At 61.2% G+C, this 22,291-nt stretch carries 19 protein-coding genes; 3 read left to right on the top strand and 16 right to left on the bottom strand.

What is annotated here, in order from left to right; all coding sequences use genetic code 11:
• Positions 1-29: 29 nt before the first annotated feature.
• The 4 genes from JF616_16725 to JF616_16710 all read right to left on the bottom strand — a co-directional run bounded on the left by JF616_16725 (position 30) and on the right by JF616_16710 (position 4,260).
• Entirely contained in the window at positions 30-1,079 is a 1,050-nt protein-coding gene (locus JF616_16725; GenBank protein MBW8889402.1) for a class I fructose-bisphosphate aldolase, read from the bottom strand.
• Positions 1,076-2,020, bottom strand: coding sequence for a universal stress protein (locus tag JF616_16720; GenBank protein ID MBW8889401.1), 945 nt, complete (start codon positions 2,018-2,020; stop codon positions 1,076-1,078). The genes JF616_16725 and JF616_16720 overlap by 4 nt, the downstream gene beginning before the upstream one ends.
• 219 nt (positions 2,021-2,239) lie before the next feature.
• A complete protein-coding gene (locus JF616_16715; protein MBW8889400.1) occupies positions 2,240-3,010 on the bottom strand; it encodes a hemerythrin domain-containing protein in 771 nt (256 codons plus the stop codon).
• 101 nt (positions 3,011-3,111) lie between these two features.
• A complete protein-coding gene (locus tag JF616_16710; GenBank protein ID MBW8889399.1) occupies positions 3,112-4,260 on the bottom strand; it encodes a PAS domain S-box protein in 1,149 nt (382 codons plus the stop codon).
• A gap of 187 nt (positions 4,261-4,447) precedes the next feature.
• Here JF616_16710 and JF616_16705 point away from each other — a divergent pair, with 187 nt between their 5' ends.
• The gene (locus JF616_16705) at positions 4,448-5,824 is read left to right on the top strand and encodes a sigma-54-dependent Fis family transcriptional regulator (protein ID MBW8889398.1); all 1,377 of its coding nucleotides are present in this window, start codon (positions 4,448-4,450) and stop codon (positions 5,822-5,824) included.
• Positions 5,825-6,087: 263 nt separating this feature from the next.
• On the opposite strand, the gene JF616_16700 is transcribed toward JF616_16705, so the two are convergent.
• The 3 genes from JF616_16700 to JF616_16690 form a co-directional block, all read right to left on the bottom strand.
• Positions 6,088-6,708 (bottom strand): hypothetical protein, encoded by a 621-nt coding sequence (locus JF616_16700; protein ID MBW8889397.1) that lies wholly within the window; start codon positions 6,706-6,708, stop codon positions 6,088-6,090.
• 167 nt (positions 6,709-6,875) lie between these two features.
• Positions 6,876-7,319: a GNAT family N-acetyltransferase gene (locus JF616_16695; GenBank protein ID MBW8889396.1), complete on the bottom strand. Its 444-nt coding sequence runs from the start codon at positions 7,317-7,319 to the stop codon at positions 6,876-6,878.
• Positions 7,316-7,477: a hypothetical protein gene (locus JF616_16690; protein MBW8889395.1), complete on the bottom strand. Its 162-nt coding sequence runs from the start codon at positions 7,475-7,477 to the stop codon at positions 7,316-7,318. Before JF616_16690 ends, JF616_16695 begins: the two co-directional genes overlap by 4 nt.
• Before the next feature lie 110 nt (positions 7,478-7,587).
• Here JF616_16690 and JF616_16685 point away from each other — a divergent pair, with 110 nt between their 5' ends.
• Positions 7,588-8,586 carry a K+ channel, inward rectifier gene (locus JF616_16685; GenBank protein MBW8889394.1) on the top strand — a complete coding sequence of 333 codons (999 nt, stop codon included), beginning with the start codon at positions 7,588-7,590 and terminating at the stop codon, positions 8,584-8,586.
• A gap of 89 nt (positions 8,587-8,675) precedes the next feature.
• Here the strand turns inward: JF616_16685 and JF616_16680 are convergent, their stop codons facing one another.
• From JF616_16680 to JF616_16660, 5 genes are all read right to left on the bottom strand, one after another.
• Positions 8,676-10,529, bottom strand: coding sequence for a hypothetical protein (locus tag JF616_16680; GenBank protein ID MBW8889393.1), 1,854 nt, complete (start codon positions 10,527-10,529; stop codon positions 8,676-8,678).
• Positions 10,505-12,634, bottom strand: a complete 2,130-nt coding sequence (locus JF616_16675; GenBank protein MBW8889392.1) for a YncE family protein — start codon at positions 12,632-12,634, stop codon at positions 10,505-10,507. Before JF616_16675 ends, JF616_16680 begins: the two co-directional genes overlap by 25 nt.
• 156 nt (positions 12,635-12,790) lie before the next feature.
• Positions 12,791-14,026 (bottom strand): hypothetical protein, encoded by a 1,236-nt coding sequence (locus JF616_16670; GenBank protein MBW8889391.1) that lies wholly within the window; start codon positions 14,024-14,026, stop codon positions 12,791-12,793.
• Between the two features lie 116 nt (positions 14,027-14,142).
• The gene (locus JF616_16665; GenBank protein MBW8889390.1) at positions 14,143-15,576 is read right to left on the bottom strand and encodes an MBOAT family protein; all 1,434 of its coding nucleotides are present in this window, start codon (positions 15,574-15,576) and stop codon (positions 14,143-14,145) included.
• Positions 15,577-15,595: 19 nt separating this feature from the next.
• Positions 15,596-16,630 carry a hypothetical protein gene (locus JF616_16660; GenBank protein MBW8889389.1) on the bottom strand — a complete coding sequence of 345 codons (1,035 nt, stop codon included), beginning with the start codon at positions 16,628-16,630 and terminating at the stop codon, positions 15,596-15,598.
• Positions 16,631-16,801: 171 nt separating this feature from the next.
• On the opposite strand from JF616_16660, the gene JF616_16655 reads away from it, so the two are divergent.
• Positions 16,802-18,529, top strand: coding sequence for a hypothetical protein (locus JF616_16655; GenBank protein ID MBW8889388.1), 1,728 nt, complete (start codon positions 16,802-16,804; stop codon positions 18,527-18,529).
• On the opposite strand, the gene JF616_16650 is transcribed toward JF616_16655, so the two are convergent.
• The 4 genes from JF616_16650 to JF616_16635 all read right to left on the bottom strand — a co-directional run.
• The gene (locus JF616_16650) at positions 18,510-19,559 is read right to left on the bottom strand and encodes a hypothetical protein (protein ID MBW8889387.1); all 1,050 of its coding nucleotides are present in this window, start codon (positions 19,557-19,559) and stop codon (positions 18,510-18,512) included. The genes JF616_16655 and JF616_16650 overlap by 20 nt on opposite strands.
• A gap of 86 nt (positions 19,560-19,645) precedes the next feature.
• On the bottom strand, positions 19,646-20,845 hold the full coding sequence (locus JF616_16645; GenBank protein MBW8889386.1) for a hypothetical protein: 1,200 nt from the start codon (positions 20,843-20,845) through the stop codon (positions 19,646-19,648).
• Between the two features lie 2 nt (positions 20,846-20,847).
• Positions 20,848-21,636, bottom strand: a complete 789-nt coding sequence (locus tag JF616_16640) for a hypothetical protein (protein ID MBW8889385.1) — start codon at positions 21,634-21,636, stop codon at positions 20,848-20,850.
• Positions 21,637-21,717: 81 nt separating this feature from the next.
• On the bottom strand, positions 21,718-22,291 hold a 574-nt coding region (locus tag JF616_16635; GenBank protein MBW8889384.1), incomplete at its 5' end, for a hypothetical protein.

Genomic DNA, 22,291 nt, shown 5'->3' with positions numbered 1-22,291 from the left:
GGAGCTCCGGCCACGGAGCCCCTTCGCTTTTACGCTATCGTGATGGAAGCGTCCAGGTACACGTCCTGGATCGCATGCAATAGCTCCACTCCTTCGGCCATCGGCCGCTGGAAGGCTTTGCGTCCCGAGATCAGGCCCATGCCTCCGCCGCGCTTGTTGATGACGGCGGTCCGTACCGCCGCCTTCAGATCGTCCTTGCCCGAAGCGCCGCCCGAATTGATGAGGCCGGCTCGGCCGGCGAAGCAATTCAGTACCTGATAACGCACCCGATCGATGGGATGTTCCCCCGCCAGCTTGCCGTACACGTCGGGATGCGTCTTGCCGAACTTGAGCGCGGTGAAGCCGCCGTTGGTCTCCGGCGCTTTCTGCTTCACGATATCGGCGTGCAGGGAAGCGGCCAGATGGTTGGCCTGGCCCGTCAAATCGGCGGCCACGTGGTAATCCGCCTCCTTGGTCTGGAAAGCGGGGTTACGCAGGTAGGCCCAGAGCACGGTGGCCATCCCCAGGCGATGGGCTTCGGCGAAGGCCTGCGCGACTTCCTGGATCTGCCGGGTGCTTTCGGGCGAACCGAAGTATACGGTGGCGCCCACCGCCGCCGCGCCCAGGTCCCAGGCCTGCCGTACCTGGGCGAAGAAGATCTGATCGTAGTGGTTCGGATAGGTCAGGAGCTCGTTATGGTTGAGCTTGGCGATGAAAGGGATGCGATGCGCGTACTTGCGCGCCAACATGCCCAGCGCGCCTACTGTGGAGGCGAAGGCGCTGCACCCGCCTTCGAGCGCGAGAAGGGCCAGGTTCTCGGGATCGAAGTAGGCGGGATTGGGAGCGAAGGAAGCCGCCGCGGAATGTTCGATGCCTTGGTCCACGGGCAAGATGGATAGGTATCCGGTGCCGGACAGGCGGCCATGGGAAAAGAGGGACTGCAGATTGCGCAAGACCTGGACGGGCCGATCCGATTGGGCCAGCACCCGGGAAACGAAATCCGGTCCGGGCAACTCCAAGCTTTCCTTGGGCACGCCGGTACAGCGATGGGAAAGCAAAGCCTCGGCCTCGCTCCCGAGTAGCATCTGCGTATCCTTCATGATTTCTTTCCTTTCCTCTTAAGGTGGATCACTTCCACCGAGCAGGGGGCATGGGCGGCCACGGCCGCCGAAACGCTGCCGAGCATCACGCGGCGCAGGCCCGTGTAACCGTGGGACCCCAGGAAAACGCAATCGGTCTTGAGGCGCTTGGCTTGGTCCACGATGGCCCGGCGCGGCTCGCCGATCAACAATGCGGTTTCGGCCCGCAGCCCGGCGGCCATGAGGGTCTTGGCGACCTTAGCCAAACGCGTTTCCATCCAAGGCCAGGGACTGGCTTGGCCGGGCCGGCCCAACGCCTTGGTCAGCGCCAGGGTCAGGTCGCCCATGCGCAATTGGAATTCCGAAACCGCGAGGACGGTGACCCGTGTCCCCTCGGGCCAGGCCCTTTCGATCACGGCGGCCACGGCGGCATCGGCGTGCTTGGAACCGTCATAGGCGATGAGCACCTTGGGGGCCGACGTGCGCGCGCCCTTACGCGCGCGACTGATGCGCACCGGGCATGCGGCGTGGTTGAGGACCCGATCCGCCACGCTACCCAGGATCAGTTTGCCGATCTCGCTCCATCCGCGCGAACCTAGGACGATCAAATCGGGCTTCCAGGCTTCCGCTTTATCCAGGAGCGCATGCGCTGCCGTGTCGGTCGTCGTTTCCGCGGAAACCTTCCAACCGGGAAAAGCGCCGCGCAGTTTCCGCGCGGCCGCTTGCGCTTGCGTCAGGGATGCCTTGACCAGGGTCTCGTGATTGGCATAGGCCTCGGCGTATGCGCGTTCGTATCCGGGAGGCGCGATCCCATTGGGAGCCAAGGCTTCCAAAGGCAGGAAGGGCGGGCAGGCGGAGAGCACCAACGCTTCGGCGCGCGCCGGCAGGCCCGCCTTGCGCAAATCCTCGCAGGCGGCTTCCGCCGCAGGCGAACCATCATGGCCAATCAGGATCTTCATCATGTCCGCTCTCCTTGGAAATTAATTTCCGCAAGCCGGGGAATGGCTTTCGGATGGCTTGCTGCTGGAACACGAAAACGCAAATCCCAGGCCAGGGATCATCTGGTCCGGGGATGGGCGGCAACGCCTCAGTGCCGGCTAGGCTGGTCGCCTGAGGGCCGGGTCGCGCGCCAAATTGACGGATGGCCTGCTAATTTGGCCATGCTTCCCTAGGAAGGCGGCTCAAGAAGCGGTAGAAGCCGCTGCGGAACCGGCGATGGCGGCATCGTAGAGGGATTTTTCCAGGTCGCGGGCCTTGGGATACAGGACTTCTTCTTCCAAGTGGTTGTGCCGCTCCAGGCGAATCCGGAATTCCGCCAATAACCGCGCGAGGCGTTCCTGATCCGGAGAACCGATCGCCAATCCGGTGACGTGCGCTTCCTGATCATCGAGGAAACGCATGAAGATCTCCTTCTGCCTGTGTTCGTTCCCCAAGAGGCGGATGGCGATATACACGTTCACCGATCCGCCGTCGAAGTCCGGATGGCATCCGTGATGCCGCAGGCAATAAGCGTAATGCAAAAGCCGGGGGAACAGGAAGTTTTCCTCCTCCCGCATGTGGGCTTCCAGTCCATCGGCGAACAGGTTCCAGGCCGCATCCGAACCTACCGGCGGATCCTTTTCCGTGGCAGGGATCCGCGCCAGCGCGATCCGAAGCGCAGGGACTATGCGGTTGAGCATATCGCGATGATCCGCGATCAGGTGGTCGAGGAGGTCCGGAAGGGAAGCGCCTTCCCAATCCCGATCTTCATCCAGATCGGTCAATTCATCCAAGGCGGTTTCGAATAGGGTCCAGGGTACTCGCTTGGATGCCGCCAAGGCATCGAGATGGGCATGCGGATCGAGCCACGGGTCGATGCCCCAGGCTTCCAAAAGCCGGAGAGCGGCGGGCCGCGCGTTCAGCAGGGCCGAAACCGGCATGCCCGGAAAGATCCACTGCTCCCCTACCCGCATGATGAGGCCCTCCTTACCTAGACTAGATTCCACGCCGCGCCCGCGCCGCTTTTATCTGCTGCCAGACTGACAAGGCGGCGGCGGGAACCGCGGCCCGGCGTCTAGTCTTCCAGGAGCCCTGGATCGGGCGCGGGGCCTTCCAATGCAGGCAAGGTAATCGAGAAAGTGGTGGTGTCGCCTTTCGACTCGCAATGGATGGCGCCGCCATGCTCGGCGACGATCTTCCGGCTGATGGCCAGGCCCAGGCCGGTGCCTTCCTTTTCCTTTTTGGTGGTGAAGAAAGGTTCGAAGATGCGATCGAGGATGGGCTTGGGGATGCCGCCGGCGTTGTCCGTGTATTCCATCGTCACCAGGCCCGGCCTTTCCTTGAAGACGCGGATACGGACGAGCTTCTCGCCCTTGCGGCTTTCGAAGGCGTCCCGGGAATTGGTCAACAGGTTGTGTACCACGGATTCGAGTTGGGTACGGTTGCCGGATACGTAAACGTCGGCGTCGATATCCAGCTCGATGGCGATGCTGCGGCTGCGGAGTTGCCGTTCGAGGAATAGGAAGCTGTCCTCGATGAGCTGGCTCATGGTCAAGGTGGAAAACCGCTGCGCCGCTTCCTTGCGCGAGTACAGCAGCAGATGCTCCAACACCTTCTTCATCCGTTCCACGCCTTGGATCACCGAATTGGAAGCCTGCCGGGCCGAAGCCCAGTCGATGGGTTGATGCGGAGCGAGAAAGATATCGTTCAGGTATTCCGCATCCAGCAAGATGCTGGCGAGCGGATTGTTCAGCTCATGCGCGAGGCCGGCGCCCATGGTGGCCAGCACCACCAGTTTGTTGGCATGGAACAATTCCTTCTCGAGCAGCACCTGTTGCGCGCGATCGATGGAGAAACCCATGTAGCCGATGATTTCCCTGCCCTCGCGCACGGGGGTAATGGTGAGATGGACGAAAACCTCGGATCCGTCGGTGGCGATATTGGAGAGATTGCCGCGCCATGCCTCGCCCGCGAGAATGGTGGTCCACATTTCCTTATACACCGCATCGGGAGTATGCGGAGAGCGGATGACGCGTTGCGTCTTTCCGAGGACCTCCGCCTCGTTAGCGAACTTGTACAGATCCAGGTAGGCTTTGTTCACCTTGACGAGTTTTCCCTGCGTGTCGGTGATATTAATGGCGTAATCGGCTTGGGTGAATGCCCGGTCCAAGAGCGCGGCGGTATCCAGGGTCGCAGCGGCTTTTGCTGAATTGGCTTGCGTCATGATTGCTAATCTACCCAATGATTCCCCCGGACATGAAGTCACGGAATCTGCCATTATGGCAAAAACCAATCCGGGTCAGAATCCCGTAAAGTGAAGACTTTCTAACCTTATGATGAATTTCGAAGGCCCTGGGGCCGCTATCCCCAGCGAGAAGATTGGTCCGGGCATTGCTACTAAGGAATTCGGCATGAAGAAAAAATTGCTCATCTTGGACGACGAAAAGAACATCATCGACTCCCTAGGTCGCGCGTTGAACGGCTTGGACATGGAGCTGATCAGCAGCCAGGAGCCCGAAAAGGCCGTAGAGCTGATCAAGGAGCATGTGCCCCAGGTGGTGATCACCGATCTGAAGATGCCCAAGATGGACGGCCTCGAGTTCATGGAGAAGGTGAAGGAGTTCAACGGCAACATCCAGATCATCATGATCACCGGCCACGGCACCATCGACGATGCCGTGACTGCCATGAAGAAGGGCGCCTACGATTTCATCCCCAAGCCTTTCAACAAGCAGGAGATCATCGCGGTAGTGAACCGCGCTTTCGAGAAGACGGCCCTCCTGGAAGAGAATTTCCTGCTCAAGGAAAAACTGCGCCTCAACCAATCGCCCAATTTCGAGTGGGGCAAGAACCGCGCCTTCAAGTCCCTGATCGAGCGCGCCGGCCAGGCCGCCGCCAGCGATGCGACCATCCTGATCCTGGGCGAGTCCGGCACAGGCAAGGAAGTGCTAGCCCATTACATCTTCTCCAACTCGTCGCGGGCCCATCGCCCGTTCATCACGGTCAACTGCGCGGCCATTCCCGAAAACCTCCTCGAAGCCGAGCTCTTCGGATACAAGAAGGGCGCCTTCACCGGGGCCTACCAGGATAAGAAGGGCCGTTTCCAGGAGGCCAACGGCGGCTCCATTTTCCTGGACGAAATCGGCGAGATGCCTTTGGCGGTGCAACCCAAGTTGCTGCGTATCCTGCAAGAAGGCGATGCCACGCCCGTGGGCGGCACCACCCAGAAGGTGGACGTGCGCATCATCGCCGCCACCAACAAGAATCTGCGCAAGCAGGTGGAGCTGGGCCTGTTCCGCGAAGACCTGTTCTACCGCCTCAACGTCATCCCCTTGCAGATCCCCCCCTTGCGGGCGCGGCCCGAGGATTTGCATTCCTTGATCTCGTACTTCATCACCAAGTACTGCAAGAAGAACAAGAAGCAGAACCTCTCCATCAACGCGGACGCGCTGCGCATCATGGAGAATTACTCCTGGCCGGGCAACGTGCGCGAGGTGGAGAATGCCATCGAGCGCGCCGTGATCCTATGCCTGGGGCATCAGATCACCCCCGAGGATCTTCCCGACGAGCTTTCCAACGGCGGAGGCGCCGGCATGCAGGTGAGCATCGGCAGCGGGATGACCATGGATGAGATCGAAATGATGGTCATCCGCAATTCGCTGAAGAAGAATCACGGGGACAAGGCCAAGACGGCGGATGAGCTCGGAATCAGCATCCGTACCATCTATCGGAAGCTGGAAGCCATCGCCGGCGCCGAAGCCGCCGCGGAAGCGCCCGTTTCGGAATAAGGACGGTGGCCACGTCGGATTCGCGGCCCCGCGCGATCCGGGTTGCCGGATTTTGCTTCCTCCTGCATCCATGCGATGAGATCGCCAAGCGCAAGATTTTGATCGCCGCCTGTTATCACGACATCGGCATATGGGCGGAGAGGACATTCGATTACATCGATCCGTCGATTCGGGAAGCCGAGGGCTATTTACGGCGGAACCATCTTATGGCATGGACGGATGAGATCACGATAATGGTAGCGGGTCCAGCTGGCCGTCTTGTCCTAATTCGAGGACAAGGGGGCTTCGTCAACGTTGCTTCCGCGCCCCTCGTGGATGCGGTACCTGAGAATCGTATGGTAGGCTTCAGGATGGCCTTGGTAAAGCGTCCCGCGGCCGCGTTCGAATTCCTCTTCCAACCCGCCGACGAGCGCGAAGCCTGAACGCGCGGCATAGGCTTTCAGGGAATCGATGGAGGGCTGGGCGTTGGCATACGGCCCGGAGTAAGCGGCTTCTACGATCAGGCCGTATTGCCAGGTAACCACGGAAGCAGGGCCGCGGGGAGGCTCGGGAAAGTTTTCCGAGACGGGCAGCGCATAAGTCGCTATCCAGGACGAACGGGGGATGGAGGGCGACCGCAGCGCCCAGCGGACGCGCGGACGCACGGAAGCGTTCTTCTCCGCTTCGCCGGCGCCGCGGAAGAAATGCCGGAGCAAGGACCGCACCGCGGAGTCGCCGTTACGGTCAGGATCCCCTTTCGCGACAACCACCAGCATGCGCTGATTCTTTTCGACGCGGACCGTCGGGAAGGTCGCGGGGGAATCGGTCGAATGGCCTAAGCTAGGCTCGGCGCAAGAGAGGCCCAGCGGCGCCAACAGCAAGGTCAGGATCAGGATCAAACGCACGGCCACCTCCGTTCGGACTCCCTATTCCTTAATGCAACAAGCGTGCCGCGGGGAATGCGGGGAATTCGGGTGACTCAGGCCGGAATCCGGGGCGGTACGGGAACGACCGGGCCGGAAAGGCGCGGAGGCTTGCCGAATTGGCAGCCGGGCCCCGTTCGCATGATCGTTCAGAAGGTTAGGGAATAATGGTAGAACGCCTCTTCTTTGCGATATCCCATCTTGGCGTAGAGTTCCTGGGCCGTACGGTTTCCGATCTGGGTCGCGAGAGCCAAGCCCTTTGCCCCGTCGGCCCGGGCGAAGCCTTCCGCGGCTGCCATCAGCGCTTTCGCCGTTCCGGACCGGCGCGCTTCCGGGTGCACGTAGAGATCGTTCAAGATCCACAGGCGCCGCATCGAAACCGAAGAGAAGGACGGATACAATTGGATGAAACCGATGGCGCGCCCGTCTTTGAGGCCAAGGAAGATGCGCGAATCGCCGGAGGAGAGTCGGGCGCCCAGGAAGCGGCGGCCGGCGTCCCGATCGGACGGGCCTTCGTAGAAAACGCGATAGGCATCGAAGAGGGGAACCAGGGCCTCCAGATCACCAGGCCCTGCCGGACGGATTTCCGTCATATGGACCTCATAAAGTGGTGGCAAACGATACCGAAACGCTCGCGCCCATCGGTCTCTTGCATGCGGCGCACCGTCGCGAGGAACTCCACCTCGCGCAAGTGCGGCCACAGCTCATGCAGGGTCCCGAAAGTGGAAAGGATTTCCGGGTCGGTTTTCATTTCCTGGATCAAAGCTTCCTCCGGCATTGCGCGTTCGAATCCAAATGAAGAACTTATTCGGGGGTTCGCACAGCCATTGCTAAGTTTAGCCGGTTAGGGAAGGGGATGTAATGGCAGCAGCCAAAGAGGAAACCCAGGATAGGCTTACGACCGGCCAGGAATTCAACGATCTGGGGTTCGGCGCCAAGATACCCACGCGGAACGCCCGCCTTCTCAACCATGACGGATCCTTCAACGTCGAGCGCAGCGGCGTGCCCCTCCACGTCGCGCTCAACTTCTACCATCTGCTCACCAGCATTAGCTGGCCCGCCTTCATCCTGGTCGTATTGTGCGGGTACTTGGCCGTTAATACCGCCTTCTCCCTGGTGTATATGGCTATTGGCGTAGAGCATCTGGTGGGCCACACGGGCGAGAGCGCCGCCGACGGTTTCAGCGACGCTTTCTTCTTCAGCGCGCAAACCTTGACGACGGTGGGCTACGGGCGCATCAGCCCCGCAGGGGTGATGACCAGCATGGTCGCCGCCTTGGAGTCTTTGGCGGGATTGATGGGCTTCGCCTTGGCCACGGGCCTCCTGTATTCGCGCTTCGCCCGGGCGCGCAGCCGGCTGCTATTCAGCCAGTCCGCCTTGATCTCCCCCTATCGCGGCGGCACCGCCTTCATGTTCCGCTTCGCCAACGCGCGCAACAATCAACTCATCGAGACGGAAGCGGAGGTTTCCCTCTCCTGGGTCGATCCCCGCAGCGGGAACCGTAAATTCCTGGAGCTGCCCCTGGAACGCAAGCGGATCCAGTTCTTCCCGTTAAGCTGGACCATAGTGCATCCCATCGACGAGGCGAGTCCGCTTTGGGGCATGACCTCGGAGGATTTCCGGACCGGGGACGGCGAGTTTTTCGTCCACATCAAAGCCTTCGACGATGCTTTCGGCCAGACCGTGTACGTTCGTTATTCCTACCGCTTCGATGAAATCGTTTTCGGGGCGAAGTTCGCCTTCATATTCGGGCGCTCGGATAGCGGGGCGACCACCTTGGACCTGAACCGCCTGAACGAACATACCCCGGCGGATTTCCCTGCGGAATCATCGGGAACGCCGTCCCTGCCATCCGTTTGAGGATCCCTCCGCATCCCGAATGGCATCCCCAGCGTGGCCGTTCCCGCCAGCAGGCCGAACGCGCTAAGAAGCCTCGCTTGCCTACCCTCTCATCGGAACAGGACTACCTTGTCGCGGCTCAGGAAATCCCCCGCCCTGAAAATCTGGATCAACGCTCCCTGGCGGCGCAACGCCTCGCCGACGGACAGCGCGTAATATCCGGGGCCCTGGATCCTGTTCACGAAGGAGGCGACTTGCTTGCCGTGCAGGTCGTAGTAGTTGATGGAGACGAAACCCGCTTTGGGCAAGGCATAGCGTAATTCGCCGCCGGACCGGAAGGGACCGGAGCGGTTGACCGAGTAGGTTTCGGGTATCGATACGCTGGCGCCGATCGTGAATTTCCAATATGGCGACCAGGTTCCCGTTCCTCCCGCATTCGCGCCGCGCGCTCTCCAGAAATAAGGCGTTTGGGCCTTGAAGGTATCCATCGTGAGGGTGGTATCGAAAAGGAGCGAATCGCTACGCAGCAGGACATCGAAGAGGGAATCGACGGCGACTTCCACGTCGTAGGTGGCGCTGTTTCTGCCCTTGGCCCACTTGAGCGCCAGGGGGCTGGCCTGGTCGGCGGCGCCATTCGCGGGGGATAGCAGTTGCGGATACGGCGGCGGCGCGATGCCTGTCGTAAACTTCCGGATCCCGCTCCAGGCGCCGGCCCCGCCTTTCCCCTTCGCCCGCGCCCGCCAGTAGTGCTGGGTGGTATACGCGAGCCCGAACAGATGCGCGCTAGTAAGGGACGTGAGGGAATCCTGATCGGCGACCTTCGCGAAGCCGCTGTCCGTCGAGGCCTGGACGTGGTAGGTGACCGCCGTAGCCACCGGGCTCCAGGAGAACGCGGCGGGATAGGGCCATGCCACGGCGCCGTCCAAGGGCGTTAGGAGTTCCGGCGCCAAGGGCGCTTCCTCCGAGGTCGTCGTGAACGATCGGACCTGGGACCATCCGCTGATGCCGCCTCCATTCTTGGCGCGCACGCGCCAGAGGTAGACTGTGGACCGTTGCAAGTCGGATTCCTTGGCGGAATCGGCGACGGCGGAATCGTCCATGGCCAGGTTCGCGAAAGCGGCATCGGTCGCGACCTGGACCCGATAGCTGACGGCGCGGGCGCTTTTCCTCCACTTCAACTTGGCCCAGACAGGCTGATCCGCGGCCCCGGCCGCAGGCTCGGTCAACTGGGGGATCTCCGGCTCCGCGGGAACGACGGTGAACTCCCAACTCGCGCTCCACACGCCCCAGCCCGTGGGATTCTGCCCTCGAACATGCCAGTAGTATTTCTGTCCGCCCTTCAGGCCGGGCAGGTTGCAGAGACTGTCGCTGACAAGGGTATCCACCCGCAGCGCGGACTTAAAGTCGGAGCTGGTATCCAACTCCACTTCATAACCGGTCGCGGTGGGTAGCGCATACCATACCACGTGGGTCGGTGCGGGAACGTCAATCGTGCGATCGGCGGGCTGTATCTTCACCGGGTAACCCGGGGGAGCGATGACCGTGGTGTAATGCCGCACCTGCGACCATTCCCCGAATCCCCCTTGATTCAGGGCGCGCACCTTCCAGTAATAGAAAGTGGAGTAATTGGAAAAATTCAGGGTATCGAAGGGAGCGGTGAGGCCGGAACGGATGGTGAGGTCCTTCGTGAAATCGGGAGCGGCAGCGATGCGCAGCTCATAAGAGGCTGCCCCGTCCACCTTTGTCCACGAAAGCAGGGAATACCTTTGGATATCCTTGGCATTGTCGGTCGGCGCGGTGAGCGAGGGAATGCCGGGCGGCGGGGGCAGTTCCTTGATCCGGTAGATGGGATAGATCGCGGTGGCCGACGCTCCGTTGGAATCCAGGGCGGCAAGGCAGATGTAGTTCAAGCCGAACCGGAGGGAATCCGGACCCCAGTTCAACGTCCAGGAGACCGAGTCCATTCCGGTTCCTCCCGAAAGGTTCGCCGCGGTCCACTTCCCTTGGGAGGTATGCATCTGGTGGAAGACCCCTGCGATCCCGGCGTGGCTTCCCGCGGGTCGATCCGCGGCGGATCCCGTGAGAACGGGACGGGCGAGGAAGGTCGCATGATTCGCCATGGGATCGATATGGATCCGGAAGCCCGTTTCCAACTTCGTCCAGTCCCGTGTCGAATAGAGGTTGCTCCCATCGGTCCCGTGCAGGCTGTTGTCGATGGGATTGACGATCGGGTAGCCGGACCAGGCGAGCGAGCTTTGGACAGCTTGTTCGTGGCGATGTTCGGGGTAAGCGAGACCAGATAGCCCCGGCTGAGGTTCGACAGCCCGGGGATGGGATCCACCTTATCGGTAAACCCATCCATAAGGTCCACCCAGCCCTTTCCGTTGAGATCGGTTGTCGAGTTGTTGATGTAAACCTCGTTCGTAACCGGATTGAGGGTGACGCCGAATCCCTGGGCGGCATTTTGCTTCAACAGCTTATGGGAAATCCCGTCCATGATTCCCACTTCCGGATATGGGCCGGAGCTGGACAAGTAGATCTTGTCCGTCGTCGGGTTCAGGATCGGCGAATCGTAGCCCACCCGCGTAACCGAATCCGTGACTCCGTCGATCAACCAAAGATTTTCCAACTTCAGGTAGATCTTATTGGCTACCGGATTCACCGTGAACGCCGGGGACCATGGCGTTTCCGGCACAGCCATCGGCAAGGCGATTTCCTTCATGGCTTTCGTCGCCAAATCGATGATATGGACTTTGTTCGTCCTTTCGTACCCTACGTAGAGCTTGTTGGTTACGGGATTGATTCCCACGTCGTAGGGGATATCGGGGGTGGCCAGGGTTTCCTCGATCCGGCCGGTGCCCGCATCCACGACGGTGATTCCGCCGGGGGCTTGGTTCGACGGGATATACAGCTTGCCGGTGATCGGATTCAGCCGCGGGTGAAAGGACCTTGGCGGTAAGGGGACTCCGGAATATTCCCAATACCCGCTTCCATCCACGATATCCACCTCTCCTGCGCTGTCATTGGCGGCGAACACCTGGTTGGTTACCGTATTGATCGCGATGGCCTTGTATACCGCCCCCCGGGGATTCCTGATTTCAGTCACCGCATTCACGGCGGTGTTGATCCGGGCGCCATCATACGCGAGGAGCTTGTTGCCCTGCTCGTTGACAATGAAGATCACGTTCGTCTCCGGATTGATTGCGATCCCGCTCGGACGGGAAGGCGCGAAATTGGTCAGCTTGGAATAGTCCGCGCCATCGATCACGTTCAGGATGAACGGGTTGCCGACCACATAAATCTTGTTGGTGACCTGGTCTACGGCGAGAGCCGTCGGGGCGGAGTCCAGGGGCACCGTCTGCGCTACGCTTCCATCGGTCCCGTTGATCACCGTCAGGCTACGGCCCGACGAATTGGCGACGTAGATCCGATTCGTGGCGGTGTTGACGCCGATGGCGACGGGAGCCGCCCCGGCGGCCACCGAAGTGGTCGTTCCCGAAGAGCCGTTGATGACGGATACGTTCCCGCTGCCGTTATTCGCCGCGTAAATCCGGTTCATGGAGGCGTTCACCGCCAGCGCCACCGGCTTGGTTCCCACGCTGATCGTCCGGGTGACGATGCCGCCGGAAATTTGCGATACGCTGTTACTGGCGGTGTTCGCCACGAATGCTTCCCGCGTGGTCCCGTTCAGGACGATGGCGGAAGGGCCTTGGCCGACCGCGATGGAGGTCACCGCCTGCGTCGCGCCATCGATGAGGGAAACCGAATTGCTCCCCTTGTTGGCCACGTACACGAGGTTCCCGAGCGGATCGACGACAATCGCGCAGGGACCGGTGCCGACGTTGAGGGTGGCGATGACCGTGCTGCTCGCGTTGTCGATGACGGACACGGTATTGCTTCCCGAATTGGCTACGTAGGCCCGGTTCGTCACGGGGTTCACGGCGATAGCCACGGGGTGCGAACCGGTAGGCAGGGAGTTCAGGATGCCGAGAGCGGGAGCCGGCTCCGGGAGAAGGAACAGCACTAGTAACGGCATGGATTGCGAGAAAAGGCGGAACCTGATTCCCAAGGTTTTCCTCCTTGCTCAGCACGGCGGCTGGGAATGGTATTTTACGGGTCGCAATCGGAAATTAGCACAAGTATCCTTCCACCCCGGAAGGATTTGCGGAAAAGCGGGGAAATGGCAGGAATTTTTTATGGTCGAATTAGGAAAACCGGACCCCGATTAAGGCAGTCCCACCAATGCCCAGCCCTTCGACCCGAAACGCAGATCGCGTTCCACGAAGGTCCAGACCACCAGCTTCTTGCCCTTCAAGAGTTCAGGCCGCCGGGCCAATTGCTGGCGGACCACGGTGGAAGCGCCGCCGTCGTTGACGATGGAGGCCAAGGGGCAATTGAGGCGGTAGGCCACCTGGGCGATGACGCCTGCCGAGCCCGGCGCATCCGTCTGGTAAATGCGGGAAAAGCTGTCGCCCAACCACAGGATGGGCGAATCGGGATTGTCGCGGTAAGGCTTCTGCGTCGCCAAATCCATGACCGGATGCGCTTCCACCGCCTCCTCTTCCCAGATGGATTTACGTTCCGGCACCTTGGTCATCTCGGCGATATCGCCCCAACGCTGGATCGTCGTGTCCTTCAAGGCGAAGCGCGGCCCGCGCGCATTCGCGCTGTCGCCGCTTCCCAGGCCCGCCTCCGGGTCCAAGCCGGGCGCCAGTTCCTTGATGCGCGCCGCCAGGACGTCGGCGGCGATCTCCAGGCCCTGCGGCGTCCAGTGGGTATCGCGCTTCAGGTACAATTGGAAACGGCCCTCCGCCTTCGCGCGCCGGAGAGGCGTAAAGAGATCGACGGTCTCGAACCCGCGCCGTTTCAGATCATCGAGCAGGCCCAGGGTGGGGGAGACGGCTTCGCCGCGGAAGCCCGCATACAGCTTGTCCGGATAGATGGAGGGTTTCCCCGGGATGGGGACGAGCAGCAGCTTGATCCCGCGCGCCGCGAGTTGGGCGCGGAAATCCTCCATGGCCACCAGGGGATTGCGCAGGTTGACGCGTTTGCCCGCCACCAAGGTATCGAAGGTGCCCTTATAGAATCGCTCATCGGTATAGGGCGGATCCAGCAGGTAGTCCACGTCCTGGTTGTAGAAGAGCCAGCCTTCCGCGCCGGGCACCGATTTGGGGGCCACCTCCTTGAATACGTCGTAGCGCTTCTGCAGGGCCCAGGGACGCAGCCACTTCGCGAACACGCTCCGATCCTTGGCGTTGTCGTCCCAGCGGTGCAGGTTTTCCTTGGTCGGCGCCCGCCGGAACAATTCCAGGACGTGCGGCGATTCCTTTTGCTCCGCGGCCTCATGGATCGCTTGGAACAACGGGAATCCCGCCGCCACCGCGAGCAAAGAGACGACGATGGCCCATTCCAGCTTGCGATCCGCGTTCCCGCGCGCATGCGGCGCGTCATGGCCCTTCACGGGAGCGGCCTTCGTCGCCGTTCCACCGGCCGGCGGAACGGGTGGCTTACCTTGCGGACCGCCTTTTCCGCCGTCATCCCCGCCTGAAATTGGGTCCGTGCGCATGGAACTGGGCCTCAGAATTGGAAGTAGAGGAAAGGATTGAAGGCCTGGGTGTACATCATGATCACCCCGATCAGGAACAGGCCGAAGGCCACCGCGTATTTGGGCCAGGAGAGCTTGAGCGCGAATTCGTAACTCTGGAAAGGTTGGATGACGAAGACGGCGCAGAGCGCCATGTTGATGAGATCATGGGCGTGGTAGATGGCGGGCTTGAGCAAGTCCGCGAAGGGGGACGGATGCGCCAGGCCGAACATGCAGCCCAGATAATGGAAGGCATGGGGAAGGCCGTCGGCGCGGAAGAATACCCAGGTGATGAGCACGACGAAGAAGGTGAAGGCCACGCGCAGGGGCCGTGGGGAGTTGGCGTAGAAGGGTTTTTTGCCGCTCCAGCGTTCCAGTCCCAGCATGGTACCGTGGATGGCGCCCCAGAAGATGAACTGCCATTGGGCGCCGTGCCAGAAGCCGCCGAGCAGCATCACCAGGGCCAGGTTGATATAGGTGCGGGCCTCGCCCTTGCGGTTTCCGCCCAGGGAAATGTACAGGTATTCCCGGAGCCAGGTGGACAGGGAGATGTGCCAGCGGCGCCAGAAATCGGTGATGCTATCGGCATGGTAGGGTGCGTTGAAATTGCGGATGAGTTCGAAGCCGAACATCATGCCCAGCCCCAAGGCCATTACGGAGTAGCCGTTGAAGTCGAAATAGATCTGGAAGGCGTAGGCCAAGGTGCCCCACCAGGCATCGATGGCATGGGGCGATTGCGCTGCGAAGGCCGCGTCGGCGATGCGGCCCACGGGATTGGCCAAGAGGATCTTCATGGCGAAGCCCAGGAAGAAAAGGATCACGCCCCTCGCGAAGAGGTTGAGGCTATGCTCGCGCGAATGCAACTGGCGCGAAAGCACGTTGTAGCGGAGGATGGGCCCGGCCACGAGCTGGGGGAACAGCGACACGAAACAGGAGAAGTCGGCGAAGGAGCGCACCGGTCGCTCGCCGCGGTAGATGTCGATGATATAGCTCATGCTATGGAAGGTGTAGAACGAGATGCCGATGGGGAAGGCGATCTGCAGAACGCTGAAGGTATTCTGCCCCACGGCGGCCAGGAGATGGTTCAGGTTCACCTGGGTGAAGACCCCGTACTTGAATACGCCCAGCAGCCCCAGGTTCATGATCATCGATACGGTAAGGACCAGCTTGCGCCGGGCGGGGGCCACTCCCTCGCGGCCCAGGTACACCCCGAACCAGTAATCGGCCACGTTGGTGAACATCATGGGCAGCACGAACCAGGGTTCGAACCAGGAGTAGAACAGGTAGCCCATCAGGGTGAGCCAGAGGTTGCGCATCCAATAGCGCGAACGGCCCGGCTTCGGGTTCTGCGGCACGGGGATCAGGTAATAGATGCCCAGGACCAGCGGCAGGAAGTAGTAGAGGAATACGTCTTCGGTGAAGACCATGGGAACTTCGGGCTAGCGCCTATTCGAACCAGATGTCCGGCCAGCGATCATTGCCGGAATGCCAGGTAAGGCGGGCGGCCTTTTCGGGCGGGTCGCCCACCTTCCACAGGTAGATCTCGTAGTCGGCCAGATCATGATCGTGCCCGTACTGGGTGATGCCCCAGATCATGTAATCGCCCTTGGGCGACAGGCGGGGGAAGTATTCATGGGAGCGGCGGCCCGGCATGTCCATGAACACGATGCTCTTGCCTTCGATCTTGCCCGCTTCGATCTTCCCGTGGGTGCCGTCCGGTTTGATGTCGAAGGCGAAGATGGACGTGCCGCCGATGCCGGTCTCGTTCACGCGGATGCCCTTACGCAGCCCGGGGAAGAAGCTGAGCTCGCAGCCGCCTCCCGAGGTGAAGTAGCTCTTCGTCTCCAGGTTATAGATGCCGGTCTCGCGGCCGGTCCCGCGCAGGGTGAGGGCCAGCAGCTTCCCGTCGTCGGAAAGGTGGGGATGCTCGACCAGCACTCCCTTCTTGATCCCTTCCACGTCCAGGATCAGGCTTTCGCCGGTACCGTCGGTATTGCACTTGAAGACCTTGGCCCCCTTCGCGTACACGATGGACTTGCCGTCGCGCGTCCAATCCGCCCAGGACGAATTGGGGATGAGCACCTTCTCGCCGGTCCCGTCGGTATTGATGACCCAGGTATCCCAACGTTCCGGATAGTTCGCGTCCGTCTCGATGATCCAATCGATTTTCGAACGGCAAAACAGCACTTGCTTCCCGTCAGTGGAGAAATGCGAATACCAATCGGTCTTGGGCCCCTTGGTCAGGGGCTTCATGTCCGAGCCGTCGATGTTCATGATGTAGATGTCGTGGTTGCCGTCGCGGGAGGTGGACCAGACGATCTTGCCTTTAAGCCCCTTGGTCAAGGCCTGGCTGTTCGCCAGCTCGGCGGCATCGGGTTTCACGGGGGCGCCCTTGGGCGGGCCGGCCAAGACGGCGGCGGCCAGGCAGAGCGCAAGGGCCGAGGGTACGGCGATCATCCGGGGGGCGAAGGCGAAAGGCATGCTGGTTTCCTCCAGGGGGATTTCCGAATCTACTAATGCCTGCGGGAAGGGACCTCCTCCCGTCCCAATAATACCGCCTACTCCCCCCTTCAAATCGGCGACTTGAGACGATTCTTTCGCCTTATATTGAGGTTCCCCAATCGCCCGGCGGCCCTGAAGCTTATTGAGGTCATGGAAAAGCCAAAACTCATCGCGGCCCTCCTTGTCGGCTTCTCTGCCGCATTCTTTTTCTGGTATCCCATCAGCGACGGCGACATCTTTTGGCACTTGGCGGCCGGCCGGCATATCGTCAATACGCATTCCGTTCCGCAAACGGATCCTTTCGCCTTTACCTCCCGGGAACTCCCATGGATCGATCTCCATTGGCTGTTCCAGATCGGGATGTTCGGCATTTGGGGCCTGCTCGGCCTGCATGGGATCCTCATCGCCAACAGCCTTTTCCTGGGGCTGGCCGCCGGGCTCTTGTTTTTCCTCTACGTTCCCGCGCAAGCGGTTCTTTTCGGGGCATCCCTTTGGATCGCGGCGTTGTTCGAAATCAGGTATCTCGCCCCGCACCGGCCCATCATGGTATCGCTGTTCCTATTGACCGCCTTCATCGCTTGCCTGGAAGCGTACGGGAGGCGGAATCGGCTTCGCTATCTCGCCTGCCTTTTGCCTCTGCAAATCCTGTGGACCAATTCCCAGCCGTTGTTCCTGCTGGGTCCGGCCACCGTGCTCGCTTGGCTCGTAGCTGAAATCGCCCAGTCGCGACTCCCTGGCTGTTCGGAACGGCAAGCGGCAAAACGACGAGTCATTCCCCTGACCGGCGCGCTGCTGTTGACATGCCTAGCCTCCCTGGCGAATCCTTACGGCCCCAAAGCCTTCGGGCTCGCCTTCTTGCTTTTCCGTCGGACCAGGCCCTCGTACGACAACCTGTTTTCCCGGGTCATCGGGGAAAACCGGCCGCTCCCCGCGCTTTTCGGAACGCCGGATTCGCATTACGCCTGGGCGGTGCTGACCTTGGCCGCGTTCGCTTTCGCCCTGATGGCCCTCCGGCCCCGAGCCGTCCGGCTCCCTTTGGCCTTCGTCGCCGCTGGCATGGGCTATCTGGCCTTCCGGGCCGAAAGGAATATCATCCTCGCCTTTTTTACCGGGCTACCGCTCATCTGCGCCCAGCTTCCCGCGGCCATGGCCTCCCTCGCGGATCGATGGCCCGGCCTCTTCCGGCGCCTACGCCTTCCGGCCGCCATCGCGGCGGTTTCGCTGGCCGGCCTCGCCGTTGCCGTCCATGCCTCCGTCTTGTGGCAGGTCCGGGGGAGCGGACCGGTTTCGCCGTTTTCTTTCCCCGATGGAAGCGTCGCCTATCTGGCGGCGCACCAGATCGCGGGGAACGGCTTCAACGCCGACCGCTACGGCGGCTATCTCCTTTGGAAGAGGTATCCGCCGCGGCAGGTATTCATCGATACCCGCTACGCGATCAGGCCCGATGCCTTCCTCGCGGAGTATGGCGCGCTTTTGGAAGACCCCGAACGGTTCCGGTCCGCTTGCGAACGCTACGGGATCACGTATGCGATTTTACCCACCGCCTTCGTGACCACCTACCTGCCATTGGCGGCCTCGTTACTGAACGATCCGGAATGGCGACTGGCTTATACCGACGGGACGGAAGCGTTGTTCTATAAATCCGGCGATGCCGGAAGCGTCCCCTCCGGAAGGAGCGCCGGTCTCGATCTGTCCGATGAGCACGTCGTCGATTCCCTGCTACAGGACATCCGTTCGAAGTGGGGAAAAAACCGCGGCCTCGGGGACGAGGCGGCGGGTTACTTCGCCCAATTCCTATCGCGGATGGGGATGGTTGCGAATGCGGACTATGTCAACCGCTGCATCGCCGGCCCCCCGTTCAGAACAGGATCGCCTTGAACCCCAATGCGACGATCCATTCCTGCCCCAGGTTTCCCCAATCCGGAGCGGTCCATTCACCGGTAAGGCTCCGTTTCGCATGCACCGGCATTCCCACGCCGAAGTATAAGGGCATCAAATCGCCCGACGATTCCACTCCATATCCTAGCGCGATATCCCAGGCGCGGTTGTCCGGATCGGGCTTGGGCTCATAGAGCGCCGGATCCGGGGAATGGATCCAGCGTACGCCCATGGGCGCCGAGAAGAAGAGCTGGAGCGACTGGACGGTCCGCTCTCCCCGGCGGGCGTAGATCGCGTCGAAGCTCGCCGAAGGCGGGTAATAATCGCCGCGGTCGCTCTCGCCATAAGGTTTCAGCCAGGAGCCGTAACGGAACCGGGAGCGGGTTTCCCCGGTGGTATTCGCGTAAGCGCGGTAATCGGTTCCGAGGTACTCGTTTTTTCCATCGAAGCGGAACATGAACGGATAGCTGAAATAGCCGTCGTAGAGCATCATTCCCTGGTCGTAATCCCGCGTGTACGATAAGCCCAAGGTACCGGAGTAGACGCCTCGGCCCATCTGGAGGCCCTGCGGCAGCACGTTCTTCGAGCGATCGGTACCGCGTTGCGCATCGTATTGCCCGGTAGGGAAGGTGAACGAGAGCTGGGCCGCGTACTGGCTGTGGTCCCCGAACAATTGCCGCGCATCCGCCGTGAGATCGCCCCGGCTCCCGTTGCGGATCAATTCCGGCTCCAGGTTCGTCTGGTATTGGACTTCCATCTCTTTCATGCCGATGGGCATGGAAAGTCCCAGTTCCGTCGACCAACGGGGATGATAGGCCAGGCGGGGCTCCGCGATCGCAAACATGAAGGTTTGCCCGAAATTGATCTTGGGCATGAATTCGACGTCGAGCAGGGCCCCGCTCACGCCCCTGCCGACCCACCGGATTCCGCTCGACCCCCCGCCGGAGCCTCCCGCGCCGCACCCGCCGATGCTCTGCCAAGGCTTCAACGCCAGCGCGCCGGCGTCGAGCCCGCGGGCTTCCGATCGCAATGCGGGAATGGCCTTGCGGAAGGCGGGAATAAGACCAAGAAAAATGGTTGCTAAAATCAGGCCGCCCCGGAGGATTCGCCGTCTCTTCATTTAAGCCGCATGAGGTAAGCGTACTTGTACGCCGTGCAGAGGAAGTTGCCGTCGCGGGAAAGCCCGCCTTTGAAGGGTAAACGCACGAGGGTATCGGGCTTGGCCTGCGCGTCCACGGAGAGGCCGTTAGCCGGGCTTCCCGCGAGCCGTTGCCTGAGTGTCGCTCCCACGCTCCCGTCGTTCTGCAGGGTCGTATCCGTGAATTCGGCGGTGGTGAAGTAATCCCCTTTGGTTACCGTGTACACCAGGTGGTATGCGCCGCTCCCCGGCTCGATCCACCAATGCGGATCGGAGGCGCGCTCGGCAATCAGCACCGGAAGCGCGTCCGCCTGCAGCTTCTGGATATAGGTCGCGTAGCCGAAGCCAGGGACCGCGTTCTGGAAGCAATGGTAGGCGATCCAATTCCCGTCCCGGGAAATCTGGGGGCTTTCGCAATGCCACGATTCCCGGCCGGAGGGTTTCGGCAAGCGTACGGCGGAGGGATCGCCGGCCGCCGAATAGTCGACGAAGAACAAGGCGCCTCCCTGGGTTTCGGGCATAGCGAAGGCGAATTTGAACCGGGTCGTTCCGAAGAACCGTTGGATATCGTCCCGGCTCGCGAAACCGTTCGCAGCGTAAATCGGGCTACCGGCATCGGCGGTGGAAACGACGCTATCGGGTAACCAGGTATGCGGCGTGCTGAATTCCTCCAGATGGGCATCGCAGATCTTCAGCATCTTCTTATCAGTTATCCTTGCCACGTAACCGCTGTAGGCCTGCGCGGGAATCCCCACCGTGAAAGAGAGGTAATCGGGATGCGCCGACCACCGGGGGCATTGCATCTCTCCCGTCGGCGCTGCGTCGCGCGCCATCAGGTACCAACGCACGGTATTGGAGGTATCCGTAACCGTGATCCGATCATGTTCTTCGATGCGGTCGAGGGGGTAGCCCTTTAGGCTGTCCGGAACCCGAACGGAAAGTTGATCGAATCCCAGCCACAGCATGGAAGCCGGATAGGCGTCGCTCTCGCTTATGGTAGGATTGCAAACCTGTTGGTTGGTATTGACCGAGAAGACGGAACCGTTGGATTTCTGTTCGAAGTATGGCTGCGGCTGGGGCAGCGGACGATAGGGAAAATCGCATCCCGCGAGCAGGACGCCCGCTAGGATGACAGCGCGGCCGCAGGTCGCCGCGAATGCCGGGCTGGGACTCCGCATGCTCAATCTTGCGTGATCGCGATCAGTCCCGAGAATTTGATTTTCCCCCCGGACCCGTAATCCTTGAGCATGACTTGCAACGGATGATCCGCCCATTTGCCCGTCCATGCCAGGGTGGTATCGAAATAGGCCAAGGTGAACTTCTGGACGAAGGATCGGATCGGGCCGCGCTGGAAGGTCAAGGTCGTCGAGCTCGTGAACTTCTCCAGGGCTTTCCATTGGATGGTGGTATCGTCAGGCCGGATGCAGGGTTTGATCTGGGCGGTCAGATGCGTATTGACCGCGTACTGCAAGGGGATGCTGTCCTTGACGGCGAAAGTTTCCCCGCCTTTGGGCGAGTTGAGGACGAAGGGAATGTTGCCGATGACATTGAACTTTCCCGATTGGATCGATTGGCCCGACGCTTTCTCGGTGAGCTTCAGATAGGCTTCCTTATACCCGAAGAAATCGAAGTGGCCGGTATCGGCATCCCGGTCCAACGGCCAAACGACCTTAGCCGGGTTAGGGCCGCCGGGAGCGATGGTGGCGACCGGGATCCAGGAGATCCCGGAATCCAGGGTCGCGGCGACCTCGACGCCTCCTTGCTTGGCGGGATCGTAGTTAAAGGAAACCGTTAGCGTGCAAGGCGGATCGTATAGGCGCGTATAAGCGGCATAGACCGAGTCCGGCGCGGAGAGGTTGCCGAAGGCGGTCCCGTTTCCGGGCCCGGTTGCGCTCTTGTCGCAGGCCCAGAACAACAGCGCCGCCAAGCCGGCCGGCGCCAAAACCAATTTCCATGCGCGTTTGATCATAATGCTCCCTTGCCCTCGTTCTTATTCTTGTCCGCATCCCCGGGCCCGTAATCCCGTTCCCGCCCGGGGTCTATCGCAAGCCTATCGCAACGTGACAGGGCTCGATTCGGAAGCGCCGTTCCTCCCGATGCTCCGGATCGAATAGGTGCCCGGGCCGATCGACCGAGGTAGCATCTGCCAGGTTCCGCCCGCGGCGGGCGTGAAGGAAGCCTTGAGCTTCCCATCCACCCCGATGACCTCGATCGCCTCCGTCCCTTTCCAAAGTCCCCGGATCTGGTATCCGCCCCCGCCGCGGCGGGCTTCCACGCGCCCGGCCGTAAGCGGTGTCGCCCGTTTCAGGATGCCGGTCGAAACCGTAGTCGCCACCTTCACGTAGGTTTTCGCGTTGGAATTGATCTTCACGTTGGTTTGCGTCGATTTGATCTCGTTGGCCGCTCCGGCGCTGTAGTCCATGAGGGACATGGAATTGACCGTTCCGGAATTCGCCCCCTTGGATTGCACGACCAGGAAAAAGGAGGCTTCCTGGGCCCCGGCCAGGGAATCGAGCAGATCGGTAACGTCCAAGCCGATCTCGATCGTCGCCGAAGCGTTTTGCCCGCTCATGGGCAAATCGCCCCCGGCATAGGTGAATTGCTTTTGGAAGGACCTGACCTTG

This window comes from Fibrobacterota bacterium (assembly GCA_019509785.1).
GTDB lineage: Bacteria > Fibrobacterota > Fibrobacteria > UBA11236 > UBA11236 > Chersky-265.
This window is presented reverse-complemented; position numbering and strand designations above follow the sequence as displayed.